At 63.6% G+C, this 16,629-nt stretch carries 13 protein-coding genes; 8 read left to right on the top strand and 5 right to left on the bottom strand.

What is annotated here, in order from left to right:
* Nucleotides 1-57: 57 nt before the first annotated feature.
* The 4 genes from B0E55_RS27670 (at nt 58) to gatB (ending at nt 4,688) form a co-directional block, all read left to right on the top strand.
* Nucleotides 58-1,332, top strand: a complete 1,275-nt coding sequence (locus B0E55_RS27670; protein ID WP_060938659.1) for a sensor histidine kinase — start codon at nt 58-60, stop codon at nt 1,330-1,332.
* A 9-nt stretch (nt 1,333-1,341) separates the two neighbouring features.
* Entirely contained in the window at nt 1,342-2,004 is a 663-nt protein-coding gene (locus B0E55_RS27665; protein ID WP_007729374.1) for a response regulator, read from the top strand.
* Between the two features lie 115 nt (nt 2,005-2,119).
* Entirely contained in the window at nt 2,120-3,151 is a 1,032-nt protein-coding gene (locus tag B0E55_RS27660; protein WP_019747919.1) for an ATP-dependent 6-phosphofructokinase, read from the top strand.
* 25 nt (nt 3,152-3,176) lie between these two features.
* On the top strand, nt 3,177-4,688 hold the full coding sequence (gene gatB, locus B0E55_RS27655) for an Asp-tRNA(Asn)/Glu-tRNA(Gln) amidotransferase subunit GatB (RefSeq protein WP_019747920.1): 1,512 nt from the start codon (nt 3,177-3,179) through the stop codon (nt 4,686-4,688).
* A gap of 89 nt (nt 4,689-4,777) precedes the next feature.
* On the opposite strand, the gene B0E55_RS27650 is transcribed toward gatB, so the two are convergent.
* Together B0E55_RS27650 and B0E55_RS27645 are read right to left on the bottom strand one after the other, a co-directional pair.
* Nucleotides 4,778-5,824 (bottom strand): NAD(P)-dependent alcohol dehydrogenase, encoded by a 1,047-nt coding sequence (locus B0E55_RS27650; protein ID WP_019747921.1) that lies wholly within the window; start codon nt 5,822-5,824, stop codon nt 4,778-4,780.
* A gap of 139 nt (nt 5,825-5,963) precedes the next feature.
* Nucleotides 5,964-7,094, bottom strand: coding sequence for a PQQ-dependent sugar dehydrogenase (locus B0E55_RS27645; RefSeq protein WP_080910878.1), 1,131 nt, complete (start codon nt 7,092-7,094; stop codon nt 5,964-5,966).
* 90 nt (nt 7,095-7,184) lie between these two features.
* Between B0E55_RS27645 and B0E55_RS27640 the strand changes: the two genes are divergently transcribed.
* The gene (locus B0E55_RS27640; RefSeq protein WP_019747923.1) at nt 7,185-8,012 is read left to right on the top strand and encodes a DoxX family protein; all 828 of its coding nucleotides are present in this window, start codon (nt 7,185-7,187) and stop codon (nt 8,010-8,012) included.
* A gap of 68 nt (nt 8,013-8,080) precedes the next feature.
* On the opposite strand, the gene B0E55_RS27635 is transcribed toward B0E55_RS27640, so the two are convergent.
* The 3 genes from B0E55_RS27635 to B0E55_RS27625 form a co-directional block, all read right to left on the bottom strand.
* Entirely contained in the window at nt 8,081-9,616 is a 1,536-nt protein-coding gene (locus tag B0E55_RS27635) for an amino acid permease (protein ID WP_020907256.1), read from the bottom strand.
* 806 nt (nt 9,617-10,422) lie between these two features.
* Nucleotides 10,423-12,264, bottom strand: coding sequence for a dihydroxy-acid dehydratase (gene ilvD / locus B0E55_RS27630; protein WP_080910877.1), 1,842 nt, complete (start codon nt 12,262-12,264; stop codon nt 10,423-10,425).
* Between the two features lie 72 nt (nt 12,265-12,336).
* Nucleotides 12,337-12,858: a PH domain-containing protein gene (locus tag B0E55_RS27625; protein ID WP_042951494.1), complete on the bottom strand. Its 522-nt coding sequence runs from the start codon at nt 12,856-12,858 to the stop codon at nt 12,337-12,339.
* A 266-nt stretch (nt 12,859-13,124) separates the two neighbouring features.
* Between B0E55_RS27625 and B0E55_RS27620 the strand changes: the two genes are divergently transcribed.
* Genes B0E55_RS27620 through ilvC form a run of 3 tightly spaced genes read left to right on the top strand, consistent with a single transcriptional unit; the run spans nt 13,125 to nt 16,620 of the window.
* Entirely contained in the window at nt 13,125-15,065 is a 1,941-nt protein-coding gene (locus B0E55_RS27620) for an acetolactate synthase large subunit (RefSeq protein ID WP_019747929.1), read from the top strand.
* A complete protein-coding gene (gene ilvN, locus B0E55_RS27615) occupies nt 15,062-15,565 on the top strand; it encodes an acetolactate synthase small subunit (RefSeq protein ID WP_003944718.1) in 504 nt (167 codons plus the stop codon). The genes B0E55_RS27620 and ilvN overlap by 4 nt, the downstream gene beginning before the upstream one ends.
* Nucleotides 15,566-15,618: 53 nt before the next feature.
* Nucleotides 15,619-16,620, top strand: a complete 1,002-nt coding sequence (gene ilvC / locus B0E55_RS27610) for a ketol-acid reductoisomerase (RefSeq protein ID WP_198538460.1) — start codon at nt 15,619-15,621, stop codon at nt 16,618-16,620.
* Nucleotides 16,621-16,629 lie beyond the last annotated feature (9 nt).

Raw genomic sequence — 16,629 nt, 5'->3', positions numbered from 1 at the left:
GGGGATCTCACTCTGCAGTATGAGGACTTTCGGGGTTCGCCTTCATAGGCTTGACGGGTGATCAAGGTCCGAAGGAAGAACAGAGGCGCACCGGGTGTGCCCGCGCCGACATACACCACTGCCGGGTCGGTGCTGTCCGGCCTCGACGGGGCGGTCGTACATTCGGAGAAGGTGCGCCGGGCAACCAGTTTCGTGGCCCGCGGTCAGTTCTGGAACATCGTCATCGTAGTGATCACTCTGATCCTCTATTCGATTGCCTGGCCGACACTGCAACTGACGCATCATGTTTCGCCGCCGATCATGCCGTTCGTCGCCGCGTTGGCCGCCTTTCCGTTTGTCCTGATCCGGATCAACGCTCCATTGGGGTGGGCGGTGTCGGCGGTGTCGGCACTGATCATCCCGTTGGTGTTCGACAACACGACTGGTTACGACTACCCGTGGCAGGTCGTCCACATCATCGTGCTGATGTCGTTGCTCGCCGCGGTGAGTCTGCGGGCGCCCATTCAGGTTGTCGGCGTCGCCTGGATCGCCACGGTGCTGCTTTTCCTCGGCAACGCTCCGGGAAGCGACGGAGCCGGTTGGGCTGTCGGATTGAGCGCGCTGGTGGTCTTCTGCCTGCTGATCCGCTGGTTGGTTCTCTCTCGTCGTCAATTGGCCAAGCAGGAAGAAGTCAGTGAACTCGAGCGCACTCGGCGAACGATCCTCGAGGAGAAGGCGCGGATCGCCCGCGACTTGCACGACATCGTGGCCCACCACATGTCGATGGTGGTCGTGCAAGCGCAGAGTGCGCCGTACCGACTCGATGCGGTCACTCCCGAGATCCGGACCGAATTCGAATCGATAAGTGAGACAGGGCGAGCAGCGCTCAACGAGATTCGTGGTCTCCTCGGAGTGCTGCGCAGCGACGGTGACTCCGTGGTGACGGCCCCGCAACCGGGCGTCGATCAATTAGACGACCTGCTGCTCGGCAGTACCCGTGCCGGACTTCCGGTGTCGTGGCGAGTCGACGGAGATCGAGCGTCGGTCTCGGAATCCACGGGCCTTGCGCTCTACCGGATCATTCAGGAGTCGATTACCAATGCGGCCAGGCATTCACCAGGCGGACCCATCGAGGTCGCCGTGGCGTTCGGCCCGCAATCGGTGAGCGCGCTCGTGAACAACGGGCCTTCGCCACTGGGTGGCAATCAGCACTCGGCGTCGGAAACCACTGGTGGCAACGGAATACGCGGAATGCGTGAGCGGGCTTCGGCGGTGGGCGGCATGCTGTTGGCAAACCGGCGCGAGGACGGAGGGTTCGAGGTCCGGGCCGAGTTGCCGTCGATGCCCGCCTAGGCTGTCCGAGTGCCCATCACAGTATTCATCGCAGACGACCAGGCGATGGTTCGACAAGGGTTCGGAGCCCTACTCTCCGCCCAGCCCGACATCAGCGTGATCGGCGATGCGCCGGACGGCAAGATCGCCGTCGCCGAGGTCGCGCGATTGCGTCCGGATGTGGTGTTGATGGATGTTCGTATGCCCGAGATGAACGGACTCGACGCTGCCCGCCAGATTCTGTCCGCCGGATGGGAACCGCCGGTGCGAGTCCTCATGCTCACCACTTTCGACATCGACGACTACGTCTACGAGGCCCTGAGCGTCGGAGCGAGCGGGTTCATGCTCAAGGACGCACCGGCTGAGGAACTGATTCGGGCGGTGCGCGTCGTCGCCGAAGGGCAGGCCTTGCTGGCGCCGACGGTGACGCGTCGCCTGATTGCCGATGTGACCAGCCGGCGGGCCGCACCGCGCGCACGGCCCGCAGCGCTCGATGCGCTGACCCCGCGTGAGCGCGAGGTCCTCGAACTGATCGCCCGCGGATTGTCCAACGTCGAGATTGCCGAGCGGCTGTTCGTCGCCGAGCAGACCGTCAAGACCCATGTCGGGAAGGTGCTGTCCAAGCTCGATCTGCGCGATCGCGCCCAGGCAGTCGTGTTGGCGTACGAAAGCGGGCTCGTCACGCCGGGTTAGTGGCCCAGTGCGGCGCGGCGTTGCGGCTCGGCAACGCCGCTATCCTGCGGCAATACGGTGACTGGGGGAAGATGGACACCAAGATCCACAATCCGGTCACGAGAGGTGCTGCACTATGCGAATCGGAATCCTCACGGGCGGCGGCGACTGCCCGGGCTTGAACGCGGTCATCCGCGCCGTCGTACGTACGTCGGCCGGTCGTTACGGCAGTACCGTGGTCGGATTCCGGGACGGCTGGCGAGGATTGCTCGAGGACCGCAAGGTCCCGCTCGACTCCGATGACCGCATCAACCGCATCCTCACCCGCGGCGGCACGATCCTCGGCACCGCTCGCGTGAACCCCGACAAACTCCGTGCGGGCCTCGATCAGATCAAGCAGACCCTCGACGACAACGGGATCGACGTCCTGATCCCGATCGGCGGCGAAGGCACACTCACCGCGGCCAGTTGGCTTTCCGAGAGCGGCGTACCCGTGATCGGTGTGCCCAAGACGATCGACAACGACATCGATTGCACTGACGTGACTTTCGGTTTCGACACCGCCTTGGCTGTCGCCACCGACGCCATCGACAGACTCCACACCACGGCTGAATCGCATCAGCGCGTCATGCTCGTCGAGGTGATGGGCCGGCACGCGGGCTGGATCGCGCTGCAAGCCGGACTGGCGTCGGGGGCACACCTGACTCTGGTTCCGGAACAGCCGTTCGACGTCGACGAGGTGTGCGCGATGGTCAAGAAGCGCTTCCAGCGCGGCGACTCCCACTTCATCTGCGTCGTCGCTGAAGGCGCGATGCCCGACCCCGCGTCGATGACCCTGCGCGAAGGTGGCATCGACGAGTTCGGCCACAAGATCTTCACCGGCGTCGCGCAGCAGCTCGGAAACGAGATCGAGCGCCGCATCGGCAAGGAAGTTCGCACCACCGTCCTCGGACACATTCAGCGCGGCGGCACCCCGACGCCGCACGACCGCATCCTCGCCACTCGCTTCGGCGTTCATGCCACCGACGCAGCTCACCGCGGAGATTTCGGTCAGATGGTCGCGTTGCACGGAACGTCCATCGACCTTGTTCCGCTCGCCGAGGCGACCCGCAAACTCAAGACGGTGCCCAAGGAGCGCTACGAGGAGGCAGCCGCATTCTTCGGCTGAGCCGCAGACGCATAAACTGATCACCATGACTGCTGTCGATGCGCCCGACATCCTCGATTACGACGAAGTACTGACCAAGTACGAGCCTGTGATGGGTATGGAGGTGCACGTAGAACTCGGCACCGCGACCAAGATGTTCTGCCCGTGCCCCACCGAGTTCGGTGCCGAACCCAATACCCAGGTGTGCCCGGTCTGTCTGGGCATGCCCGGTTCGTTGCCGGTGGTGAACGCAGCCGCTGTCGAGTCCGCGATCCGGATCGGCCTTGCGCTCAACTGCTCCATCACGCCTTGGGGCCGATTCGCGCGCAAGAACTACTTCTACCCGGATCAGCCGAAGAACTACCAGATTTCCCAGTACGACGAGCCGATCGCAACCGAGGGATATCTCGACGTGATCCTCGACGACGGGACGACGTGGCGTGTCGACATCGAGCGCGCGCACATGGAGGAGGACACCGGTAAGTCCCTCCACGTCGGTGGCGCTACGGGCCGTATCCACGGTGCGAGCCACTCACTGCTCGACTACAACCGTGCGGGTGTGCCGCTGGTGGAGATCGTCACCAAGACCATCCACGGTGCCGGTGAGCGCGCTCCCGAGGTTGCCCGCGCCTACGTGACGGCGCTTCGTGATCTGCTCAAATCACTCGACGTCTCGGACGTGCGGATGGATCAGGGATCGATGCGCTGCGACGCCAACATCTCGCTGATGCCGATCGGCGCCAAGGAACTCGGAACGCGTACCGAGACCAAGAACGTCAACTCCCTCAAGAGCGTCGAGGTCGCAGTTCGCTACGAAATGCGCCGTCAGGCAGCAGTTCTCGACGCCGGCGGCGAGGTCATCCAGGAGACCCGCCACTTCCAGGAAGCCGACGGCACCACCGCCGCCGGACGCCGCAAGGAAACGGCCGAGGACTACCGCTACTTCCCGGAACCGGATCTCGAGCCTGTTGCTCCGAGCGCCGAGTGGGTCGAAGAACTGCGCGGCACCTTGCCGGAGCTTCCCTGGATTCGCCGCGCGCGGATCCAGAAGGACTGGGGAATCTCCGACGAGGTCATGCGTGACCTCGTCAACGCCGGCGCCATCGATCTGGTGATCGCGACCACCGAGGCCGGTGCTTCGCCCGAGGCAGCGCGCTCCTGGTGGCTGTCCTACCTGTCGCAGCAGGCCAACACCCGCGGCGTCGAACTCGGCGCTCTGCCGATCACCCCGGCGCAGGTTGCGCAGGTCGTAGCTCTCATCGACAGCGGCAAGCTCAACAACAAGGTCGCTCGCCAGGTCGTCGATCACGTCCTCGACGGCGAGGGTGACCCGGAGCAGGTTGTCGCGGCCCACCCGGAGCTGGTCGTCGAACGTGACGAAACCAAGCTCAAGGCAGCCGTCGACGAAGCACTCGCAGCCAACCCTGACATCGCGGACAAGATCCGCAGTGGCAAGGTCCAGGCCGCCGGAAAGATCGTCGGCGACGTCATGAAGGCCACCCGAGGACAGGCAGACGCGGCTCGTGTGAAGGAACTTGTCATCGAGGCGTGCAGCTAGCGCACACTGAATTTCTGACACTGATGCCCGGCCGAATCGAATTCGGCCGGGCATCAGTGTTTTTCCGCTGTCGTTCTACCGCTGTCGGTCTACAGACCAGGGACCACAACCGCACGGCCGCTGAGCGTTCCGGCAGCCAGTCGTCGATACGCTTCGGCACCGTTGTCGAGACTGAAGGTCTCCACCGCGATGTCGAAGATGCCGGCGTGGGCGAGGTCGATCAATTCGATCAACTCGTTGCGGGCACCCCAATAGGGAACTGTCACCGAAGCCTCGTAAGGACTTTGGAAGAACCCGACTTTGGCGTGGGCCTGGCCGTCCCCGATCCCGACGATCGTGACGTCTGATCCGACGCCGGCGACAGCCATCGCGGTGTCGATGGTGGGCTGGTAGCCGACGAAGTCGAGAACCAATGCGGCGCCTTGACTTCCAGTGATCTTGCGGACGTTCTCGGCCGCGTCCTTGTCGGACAGAACCACTTCGTGAGCGCCTACCTTGGTTGCCAGTTCGAGCTTGTCCGCGCTCACGTCCAAAGCGATGACCGTTGCCGCCGAGAGGTGACGGAGGAGCTGAATAGCGACGTGGCCGAGACCGCCGGTACCAATGACAACCGCGAACGAGCCTCCGCGAAGTTTCGGCAGAGAACGCTTGATCGCGTGGTACGGCGTCAGACCGGCGTCGGTCAGCGGCACCGTCTTGACCGGGTCGAGGTCACCGATCGGGACAAGGTGGCGAGGAGAATCGACGATCATGAACTCGGCCAACGCGCCGGGTGCACCGAGACCGGGAGGATTGATGCCGAGTTCTTGGGCGCGAGAGCAATAGTTCTCGAGTCCTTGTGAGCAGTGCCAACAGTTGCCACAACCCCAAGGCCCGTAGACGACGACATTGGTTCCGATGTCGAGACCTTCGACACCCTCGCCGACGGCGGCGACCTTGCCTGCGCCTTCGTGGCCGAGCGTGAGCGGAAGGCCGTAGGTGTACTGCTCTTCGGGCAGGCTCATGATGAAGTCGTCCGAGTGGCAGACGCCGGCAGCGGTGACTTCCAGGAGCACTTCACCTGGACCGGGCTCGGGTTTGGGAATTTCCGTGAGTTCGGGTTCCGCGCCGATTCTCGTGTACTGGATTGCCTTCATTCCGACTCCTTTGTCGTGGTTGGCCAACCGCTCCTGGCACAAGCGGGGTGTTTAGCCCCGCTAACAAAAGAGTACGCATCTGTGCATGTTCGGTCACGCGATCCGTGACCGAACAGACATGCTGCTCGGCGATCTCAGGTCAGTCGATCCCGCCGCTGCCACTCGGCATCGGGATCTTGACCACCTTGTCGTCGTTCGGCCCCGGCTCACCCGCGGTCTTGTTGATCGTGCTCGCCCACATCAAACCGTCGGATCCGAGCGCCAAACCGCCCAGTTGGCCGTACGTGTCTTTCGCCACTGCCGACGGCGCGGTGGTGATCGCTCCCGTTCCGGGGTCAGCGGCCAATGCGGAGATCGCTTTGCCGGCCCCCAACGCGACAGCTACCACTCCCTGCACCGCAATGCACCCCCCGACGCCGGGCCGGTCGGGCCAGGTCCAAGCGGGCGACGTCACTGTGCCGTCGGAGCCGACGCGTTGGAGGCGATCTTCGAGAGTGGTTCGGTCGGTGACCCAGGTCGCGATGCCTGGATCGACACACACGCCGCCGCCGTTCCCGATTCCGGACAGAACAACTTCCGGGCGAGGCGGCGCAGCGTTTGGCGTCAACGATCGGACTCGCAACAGTTTCCCCGCCAACGAGCCGGGATCCTGAGCAACCGCAGGGTTGCCGGTATCGCCTGTCAGGACCATGAGCTGGTCCGGGGCCGCGAACTCGAGTGATCCGCCGTTGCCGCTTGCACCGCGCGGGATTCCGCCGAGGACCTCCTTGGCGGTGTCACCGGGAGCAATGCGGACCACCCGGTTGTCGGTTCCGGTGGTGACGTAGGCATAGATCAGGTTGTCTTCGACAAATGTGGGGGAGAGGGCGATGTCGAGCAGTCCGCCGTCGCCGCTGCCGTCGACGTCGATTTTGGCAACCTCGACCGGTGTCGTGTTGGGGGCTACCTGCATGATTCGGCCGGTTCGCCGTTCGGCCACCAGTCCGGAGTTTCCGTCCGGGAGTGTGACGAGGCCGCCGGTGGTGTCGAGACAGGTTGCGATCACGGCGGTGTCGGCGTCCTGACACGGACCGAGGGGGCCGGTCCGCGGCGCCGGCGGCGTGGTCGACGGCGGTGGGTTCTCCGGCTGCACTTCGGCGCTTGCCTGGTTGGTCGGTTCGGGTGTGAACGGCGAGGCAGTCGATTCGTCGAAGTCCGCGCAACCTGCGAGCAACGATGTCCCGAGCACCAGAGCCAGTGCGCCCAGCGCTGCATGCCTACCCGTAGTCATGCCCAAGACGTTACGTAACCCACGGCAGATGCCGCCACGCCGGACCAAGGTTCCCCGTCGAGTTCGTGAATCGGTCATAGGCTCACCTACGTGACTGACGAGCGAAAAGATCCCAGCGAGTTGTCGGATGCGGACAAGCCGACGGGCAACGTGTCCAGTCCGTATGACTCGCCCACCGAACAATTTCCGACGGTGAGCGCCAAGAATCCGTTGCCGCGGACCGACGACGATCTCGATTTCGGTTCCACGAACGCCAACTCGCTGACCGAACAGATACCGACATACCGAGCGCCGGGCGCGGATCAGCCGACAGTGGCTCTCGAGCGAGAAACGGCGTACGACGCTCCGATCACCGCCGTCCCCACCGCCGAAGCCGTGGCAGGGACCACCGAGACTCCGCGGGGCCGAGGCACTCTCGACCTCGGTTTGCTTGCACTGCGTTTGGCCGTCGGCGGAACGGCACTGGTGCACGGTCTGCAGAAGTTGACCGGTATCTGGAACGGGCCGGGTCTGGGCGGTTTCGAGACGATGCTGGCGGATGCCGGGTTCCAGCAGGCGAAGTGGATGGCGATCCTCGGCGCCGTCGGTGAGGTCGCAGGTGGCGCCCTCCTGATCCTGGGGTTGCTGACTCCCGTTGCGGCAGCATCGGTTCTGGCCGTGATGATCAATGCGTGGGCGCTGCGTCAGGCGAGCGCACCTGGACTGGAGTACTTCGCCCCGGCCGGTACCGAGTACGAGATGCTGCTCGGAATCTGTGCGGGCGTCATCATTTTGACGGGTCCTGGCCGTATTTCGCTCGACGGTCGTCGTGGCTGGGCAACCCGCCCGTTCGTCGGATCGCTCGTGGTCTTGATCCTCGGCATCGCTGCCGGCGTCTGCACTTGGATCTTCCTGAACGGTGCCAATCCGCTCATCTGAAACTCGCGCCGTCGAACAAACGAACCGCCGCTCTCCGAATCGGAGAGCGGCGGTTCGTCTGTGAAGGATCAGTCCTTGACGAGTACCGGGTCGGCGTTCGCGGACGGGATGGCTGTTCCGTCCTTGAGCTTGCGACCGAGGACCGACTTGCGGTGACCGTAGGCGAAGTACACGACAACACCGATGGCCATCCAGACGAGGAACCGGATCCAGGTCTCGACCGAGAGGTTGAGCATCAGCCATCCGCAGGCGAGCACGGCGACGATCGGCACGAAGGGCACCAGTGGGACGCGGAATCCGCGCGGCAGGTCGGGGCGGGTGCGGCGTAGGACGATGACACCGACACAAACCAGGACGAATGCGAACAGCGTTCCGATGTTGACCATCTCTTCGAGCGTGCCCATCGGGAAGAAGGCTGCCAGGACGGCGACGATGCCACCGACGATCAACGTGATGCGCATCGGGATGCCCTTGGCGTTGGTCTTGGCCAGGCTGCGCGGCATGAGGCCGTCACGGGACATTGCGAAGAGGACGCGGGTCTGGCCGAGCATCATGACCATGACAACTGTCGTGAGGCCGGCCAGGCCACCGAAGTTGATGGCGGTTTGTGCCCAACCGATTCCGTTGGCCTCGAATGCGGTTGCGAGGGTGGCGCTGGAATCGCCGACCAGAGGACTGCCGTCCTTGAGTTCGGTGTACTTGACCATGCCGGTCAGGACGAGTGTGACGGCAACGTAGAGAACGGTGACGATGGCGAGCGAGCCGAAGATTCCGCGTGGCAACGACTTCTGCGGGTTCTTGGTTTCCTCGGCCGTGGTGGCGACGACATCGAAGCCGATGAAGGCAAAGAACACGAGGCTGGCTGCGGCGAGCAATCCGTAGGCGCCGTAGCTACTTCCGCCTGCACCGGTCAGCCAGGAGAACAAGGTCTGATGGATTCCGCTTGCAGAGCTCTCGGATCCTTCGGACGGCGGGATGAAGGGAGAGTAGTTCTCCTTCTTGATGTAGAACGCGCCCACGACGATGACGAGCAGGACTACTGCGATCTTGATCGCGGTAATGATCGCGGAGACTCGCGAGGAAACCTTGGTGCCGATCGCGAGAATCAGGGTGATCGCGCCGATGATGAGCAGTGCGCCCCAGTCGAAGCTGATCGACCCGATGTGGGCGGTGGTGCTGCCGCTCGCCCCGATGACGTTGCCGAGGTACAGCGACCAACCCTTGCCGACGACGGCGGAGGCGAGAGCAAACTCGAGGATGAGGTCCCAGCCGATGATCCAGGCTGCGAACTCACCGAACGTCGCGTAGGAGAACGTGTATGCGCTGCCTGCGACTGGAACGGTGGAGGCGAACTCCGCGTAACACAGCGCGGCAAGGCCACAGGCGATCGCAGCGAGAACGAATGCCAGTGAAATCGAGGGTCCTGCGACATTGCCTGCGGTTCGAGCAGTCAGCGTGAAGATGCCTGCGCCGATGACGACGGCGACTCCGAATACCGTGAGGTCCTTCGCGGTCAGTTCCTTCTTGAGCTTTGTCTCAGGCTCGTCGGTGTCCGCGATCGATTGCTCGACGGATTTGGTGCGCCATATGCCGACTCCGGGCATGTATTGCTCCTTGGTTGTTTCCCGTCGACCTTGTGGGTGGCGGGCGGTGGCTGACTGTCGTCGTTGTGATGTGCGTCTCAGCGACCTGATGAGGGAACCACTGGTGAGCGCCGTGTGCAAGTCAGCTCGCTCGAACTGACCGAAATGATCACCTGACTGAAAGTCATCCCCCCTCATGTATCTGAATTGATCAGCTGGTGTCTGGAACCCTACGTCCAAGTGAATTCGCTCACGAGCCGGACGCGCGATTCAGTCTGAAATGTCTGATAGCTCATATCGTTCCGTTCGTGCTCCGCGTGTCGGCCGACTATTCGGTACCTGTCGGTCGGTCTTGTGGTCGATGAGTCTCACCGTTGCGGTACGTCCGTACCAGAATGATGTATATGTGTAACCGCGCAAGACGGCTGACAGGCCACTGAACTCACTACGACGCAGTGGCGTTCGGTGGTGGTACTCCGACGTCTCTCGACGCTTCCGGACTCGACCGGATGTGCGACATCGCGGAATTCCGTATGGGCGAGGACCTTTCATCCGTTCTCGTGTGAATGAGGTCCCTGGACGCTGCGCCGGCTCAGGTTTCCATGCGCAAGTCCTACGTGTCGGCGTGGTTGTCGAAGGTGCTGCCGACGATGCGTACCAAACCGACGGGATGATCGGATTGGTTTGTGGTGCATGCTCGTACAACACCGGAGGAAGGTTTTCGCGAGGATCTGGCGTGGATCTGATCCCGATTCATCTCGCGCGCTGACAGAAAAGATCCCCGGCCGAAAAGCGGCCGGGGATCTTTTGTCCGTTCGTGGCAGAACTTACGGAACGTAGCGAACCGCGCCCTTGTCCGCCGACGTTGCCAAGGCGGCGTAGGCGCGTAGGGCTGTCGTCACGGTGCGCTGACGATCGACCGGCTGCCACGGGCGCTCGGAGGCCTCCATCTTCGCGCGTCGCTCGGCGAGGACGTCGTCGTCGACCAGGATCTCGAGCGTGCGCGAGGCGACGTCGATGCGGACCTGATCGCCGTTCTGGACGAGTCCGATGACTCCGCCTGCGGCAGCCTCGGGGGAGATGTGACCGATGGACAGTCCGGAGGTTCCGCCCGAGAAACGACCGTCGGTGATCAGTGCGCATTCCTTGCCGAGGCCTGCGCCCTTGAGGAAGGCGGTGGGGTGCAGCATTTCCTGCATGCCGGGGCCACCCTTGGGGCCTTCGTAACGCACGACGAGAACGTCGCCGGCTTTGATCTTCTTCTGCAAGATGACCGAGACGGCTTCTTCCTGAGATTCGACGACCAGCGCCGGGCCCTGGAAGGAGAACAGTTCCTCGTCGATGCCGGCAGTCTTGAGGATTGCGCCGTCGAGTGCGATGTTGCCGCGCAGGACAACCAAGCCGCCTTCGACGGTGTAGGCGTTCTCGACGTCGCGGATGCAGCCGCCGGCCGCATCGGTGTCGAGGGCAGACCAACGGTTGTCCGTGGAGAACGGTTCGATGGTGCGCACGCCGCCGGGAGCCGCGTGGAAAAGCTCGATTGCCTCGTCGGTTGCCTTGCCGGAGCGGATGTCCCAGTCGTCGAGCCACTGGTCGAAGCTCTTGGTGTGCACGGTGGACACGTCGGTTTCGAGGAGTCCGCCGCGGCGAAGCTCACCGAGCAGCGCGGGGATTCCGCCGGCGCGGTGGACGTCCTCCATGTGGTAGTCCGAGTTGGGGGAGACCTTGGACAGGCACGGCACCTTGCGGCTGATCGCGTCGATGGTGTCGAGGTCGAAGTCGACCTCGCCTTCCTGCGCCGCAGCCAGCGTGTGCAGGACGGTGTTGGTGGAGCCGCCCATGGCGACGTCGAGAGCCATTGCGTTGCGGAACGCTGCCGGGGTCGCGATGTTGCGCGGCAGTACCGACTCGTCGCCGTCGCGGTAGTACTTGAGGGCAGCCTCGACCACGGTGGTGCCCGCACGAGAGAAGAGTGCGTGACGAGCCTTGTGAGTTGCCAGCGTGGAGCCGTTGCCCGGCAATGCGAGGCCGAGGGCTTCGGTCAGGCAGTTCATGGAGTTGGCGGTGAACATGCCCGAGCACGAGCCGCATGTCGGGCACGCGCTGCGCTCGACCTCGTCGAGGGCTTCGTCGGACACGGCATCGTTGGCAGAGGCCGAGATCGCGGTGATGAGATCGGTGGGGGCTTGGGCCACGCCGCCGACGACCACTGCCTTGCCTGCTTCCATCGGACCGCCGGAGACGAACACGGTCGGGATGTTCAGACGCATCGCGGCGTTGAGCATGCCGGGAGTGATCTTGTCGCAGTTGGAGATACACACCAGTGCGTCGGCCGTGTGGGCGTTTGCCATGTACTCGACCGAGTCGGCGATGATCTCGCGGCTCGGGAGCGAGTACAGCATGCCGCCGTGGCCCATTGCGATGCCGTCGTCGACTGCGATGGTGTGGAACTCGCGAGCGACGCCGCCGGCCGCACTGATGGCCTCGGCAACGATCTCGCCTACGTTCTTGAGATGCACGTGTCCGGGTACGAACTGGGTGTACGAGTTCGCTACGGCGACGATCGGCTTTCCGAAGTCGGAATCCGTCATTCCTGTGGCGCGCCACAGGGATCGGGCTCCGGCAGCATTACGTCCGATGGTGGTGGTGCGTGACCTCAACGGGGGCATGGGCGTGTTCCTTATGTGATCGTTGCTGGTCCACTCAAATAGAAGCGAGGGCCTTCCAACGCTACTCGCGTGTTACGGGCGCTTCTCTTCGGGCTGGTCCTGTGAGTTCTCGGCGACCTCGGATTCTGCTTCTGCTTCTGCAGCTGCTTCTTCCTCTTCGGCTTCCTTGGCGGCGAAGGCTTCTGCCGCCGATGCATAGGGATCTGTGATGCGGCCGCCGCTGGCGATCGCGATCTCGGGAAGCCTGACGAAGCTGACCGCAGGCAGGGTCACCTCGGTTCCGTCGGTGAGTTCCGCGCGCGCCCAGCTGCGCTTCGGGAAGCGGAAACCCTTGACGTCGTCCCAGGCGAGGGTGCGCTTGGAGAACGTCGAGCGGACCTCGAGGCCGTCAGGGCTGACGGTGGTGCGCAGTCGCGCGACGAGATAGACGGCGATGATCGGAAGGATCAGCAACCAGCTGAAGGCGACGGGCCACCCGAAGATCGGGAAGCTGACCGCGAACAGGAGGAACGCGCACGCCATGTAAGCGAGCTGCGAAATGCGGATGACGTGCCGAAGTGGTTTCGGCGTGTGGGATGATTGAACCGGTGGCACGGGCTGCTGCGAAGTTGACACCTCTACATCTTCGCATTGCAGCCGATGTATCTCAGATTCTGGGACGGTCGACTCACCAAGTTTGCCGTTCGCGACTAGCGCCTCTACTGTCGAGTGCGTGAAACAGAATGAGTTGCTCGTAATCGGCCGGCGCGTCGTCGCCTGAGTCGATTTTTCAACTCACCAGATAACGACGCGCCACCCTCGCTCAGCAGATGCTGACGGGGGTTTTTTGTTGCCCGGAGCCAGAATCAGAGGATTTCCCAGTGAGCGCACCAACAGCACGGCCTCAACCCACGCCGCGCAAGTCAGGGACACCGAGCCCGACAACCGCGGCTGCCGCAACCCAGACGGCCAACCGTCGCCAGCTCCCGCCTGAGCGGGTAACCGGCGCCCAGTCTGTGGTTCGAGCCCTCGAAGAGCTCGAGGTCGACACGGTATTCGGCATTCCCGGCGGTGCCGTGCTCCCGGTTTACGACCCACTCTTCGATTCGGTCAAGGTCCGCCACGTGCTCGTGCGCCACGAGCAGGGTGCAGGCCACGCTGCCACCGGTTACGCCCAGGCGACCGGCAAGGTCGGCGTCTGCATGGCTACCTCGGGTCCCGGTGCGACCAACCTGGTCACGCCACTGGCCGACGCGCAGATGGACTCCGTTCCGATCGTCGCGATCACCGGACAGGTGGCGCGCTCGCTGATCGGTACCGACGGCTTCCAGGAAGCCGACATCTCAGGCATCACGATGCCGGTCACCAAGCACAACTTCCTGATCACCGACGCGATCGACATCCCGCGCATCATGGCCGAAGCCTTCTACCTCGCGGCCAGCGGTCGCCCCGGCGCCGTCCTGGTCGATATCCCCAAGGACATCCTGCAGTCGCAGACCACGTTCTCGTGGCCGCCGGAGATGCGTCTGCCGGGCTACCGCCCGGTCACCAAGCCGCACGGCAAGCAGGTTCGTGAAGCTGCACGTCTGATCGCCGACGCGAAGTCGCCGGTTCTGTACGTCGGTGGCGGCGTCATCAAGTCGGACTCCTCGCCGGAGCTGCTCGAATTGGCAGAGCTGACCGGTATCCCCGTTGTCACCACGCTGATGGCCCGCGGCGCGTTCCCGGACAGCCACGACCTCAACTGCGGTATGCCGGGAATGCACGGCACCGTTGCCGCAGTCGCCGCTCTGCAGCGCAGCGATCTTCTGATCACCCTCGGCGCGCGTTTCGACGACCGCGTCACCGGTCAGCTGAATTCCTTCGCGCCCGATGCCAAGGTCATCCACGCCGACATCGATCCGGCCGAGATCGGCAAGAACCGGTACGCGGACGTCCCGATCGTGGGCGACTGCAAAGAGGTCATCACCGAACTCATCGAGGCTATCCGTGCCGACATGGCCACGGGCACCACGTTCGAACTCTCGGAATGGTGGGCGTACCTGAACGACATCCGTCGTACCTACCCGCTGAGCTACGACCGTCCCACCGACGGTCAGCTGAGCCCGGAGTACGTCATCCAGACCGTCGGCAAGCTCGCCGGACCGGATGCCATCTACTGCGCCGGCGTCGGCCAGCACCAGATGTGGGCCGCGCAGTTCGTCGGTTACGAGAAGCCGCGCACGTGGCTCAACTCGGGCGGGCTCGGCACCATGGGGTACGCGGTTCCCGCAGCCATGGGCGCCAAGATGGGCATGCCCGACACCGAGGTGTGGGCGATCGACGGCGACGGCTGCTTCCAGATGACCAATCAGGAACTCGCAACCTGCGCACTCGAAGGTATCCCGATCAAGGTTGCCCTCATAAACAACGGCAACCTCGGCATGGTGCGTCAGTGGCAGACACTCTTCTACGAAGAGCGCTACTCCAACACCAACCTCGGAACGCACGGCGCCATCCGCATCCCGGACTTCGTCAAGCTCGCAGAAGCATTGGGCTGCCACGGAATTCGTGTCGAGCGCGAAGAAGATGTCGAAGCTGCGATCCGTGAGGCGCAGTCCATCAACGACAAGCCTGTCGTGATCGACTTCATCGTCACCGCTGACGCACAGGTGTGGCCGATGGTCGCTGCCGGAACGAGCAACGACGAAATCATGGCGGCCCGGGGCATCCGGCCGCTGTTCGACGACGACGAGGCAGTTGCCGAGCCCGCCGTCATCCACGAAGCCATGTCACGCGAGCAAGCCGGACCCGCCGCGGGCACAGGGGAGGATCAGAAGTGAGCACCAGTCACACCCTCAGTGTTCTCGTCGAGGACAAGCCAGGCGTGCTGGCCCGCGTCTCCGCACTTTTCTCCCGCCGCGGATTCAACATCGAATCCCTTGCGGTGGGCGGAACCGAGATCCCCGAGATCTCACGTATGACCATCGTCGTCACGGTCGACGAGTTCCCTCTCGAGCAGGTGACGAAGCAGCTCAACAAGCTGATCAACGTCATCAAGATCGTCGAGCAGGACGGTGAAGCATCCGTCGCTCGCGAGCTCGTGCTCATCAAGGTGCGCGCAGATGCAAGCGTGCGCACGCAGGTCATCGAAACGGTGAACCTGTTCCGCGCCAAGGTGATCGACGTCTCCCCGGAGTCCGTCACCATCGAGGCGACCGGTACTCGGTCCAAGCTGGATGCACTGCTGCGGATGCTTGATCCGTACGGTATCCGGGAGATCGTTCAGTCCGGGGTCGTGGCAGTCGGTCGAGGGCCGAAGTCGATCACGGCCACCCGCTAGTACTTTTAGACACGTAAAAATCCAAGGAGAGGTTGAGAACTGTGGCAGTCGAGATGTTCTACGACGACGATGCCGATCTGTCGATCATTCAGGGCCGCAAGGTTGCTGTGATCGGCTACGGAAGCCAGGGCCACGCCCATTCGCTGAGCCTGCGTGACTCGGGCGTCGATGTGCGCATCGGCCTCAAGGAGGGCTCCAAGTCCCGCGAAAAGGCGCAGGAGCAGGGCCTGACAGTCGGTACGCCGGCCGAGGTTTCCGAGTGGGCCGACGTCATCATGGTGCTCGCACCTGACACCGCTCAGGCCAGCATTTTCAAGGGCGACATCGAGCCGAACCTCAAGGACGGCGACGCGCTGTTCTTCGGTCACGGCCTGAACATTCACTTCGACCTGATCAAGGCTCCGGAGTTCGTCACCGTCGGCATGGTTGCCCCCAAGGGACCGGGCCACCTGGTGCGTCGTCAGTTCGTCGACGGCAAGGGCGTTCCCGCGCTCATCGCCATCGACCAGGATCCCAAGGGTGAAGGCCAGGCTCTCGCTCTGTCCTACGCCAAGGGCATTGGCGGAACCCGCGCAGGCGTCATCAAGACCACGTTCAAGGAAGAGACCGAGACGGACCTCTTCGGCGAGCAGGCTGTGCTCTGCGGCGGCACCGAGGAACTGGTCAAGACCGGTTTCGAGGTCATGGTCGAGGCCGGCTACGCACCCGAGATGGCGTACTTCGAGGTTCTGCACGAGCTCAAGCTCATCGTCGACCTCATGTACGAGGGTGGCATCGCCCGCATGAACTACTCGGTGTCCGACACCGCTGAGTTCGGTGGATACCTCTCCGGCCCGCGCGTCATCGACGCCGACACCAAGGAGCGCATGAAGGCGATCCTGGCCGACATCCAGTCCGGCGAGTTCACCCGTCGTCTGGTTGCCAACGTCGAGAACGGCAACACCGAGCTCGAAAGCCTGCGCAAGGCCAACGCCGAGCACCCCATCGAGGTCACCGGCAAGAAGCTGCGCGACCTGATGAGCTGGGTCGATCGTCCGATCACCGAAACCGCGTAATTCGTAGTT

This window comes from Rhodococcus sp. 66b, from assembly GCF_002076325.1.
Classification (GTDB): domain Bacteria; phylum Actinomycetota; class Actinomycetes; order Mycobacteriales; family Mycobacteriaceae; genus Rhodococcus_F; species Rhodococcus_F erythropolis.
The sequence above is the reverse complement of the archived record's forward strand: the minus strand, read 5'-3'. Positions and strand labels throughout refer to the sequence as shown.

Bases quoted from the DNA above. Each gene is read 5' to 3' on its own strand.
- B0E55_RS27660 (WP_019747919.1), top strand. From the start codon at position 2,120: ATGCGAATCGGAATCCTCACGGGCGGCGGCGACTGCCCGGGCTTGAAC.
- gatB (WP_019747920.1), top strand. From the start codon at position 3,177: ATGACTGCTGTCGATGCGCCCGACATCCTCGATTACGACGAAGTACTG.
- B0E55_RS27650 (WP_019747921.1), bottom strand. From the start codon at position 5,824: ATGAAGGCAATCCAGTACACGAGAATCGGCGCGGAACCCGAACTCACG.
- B0E55_RS27645 (WP_080910878.1), bottom strand. From the start codon at position 7,094: ATGACTACGGGTAGGCATGCAGCGCTGGGCGCACTGGCTCTGGTGCTC.
- B0E55_RS27635 (WP_020907256.1), bottom strand. From the start codon at position 9,616: ATGCCCGGAGTCGGCATATGGCGCACCAAATCCGTCGAGCAATCGATC.
- ilvD (WP_080910877.1), bottom strand. From the start codon at position 12,264: ATGCCCCCGTTGAGGTCACGCACCACCACCATCGGACGTAATGCTGCC.
- ilvC (WP_198538460.1), top strand. From the start codon at position 15,619: ATGTTCTACGACGACGATGCCGATCTGTCGATCATTCAGGGCCGCAAG.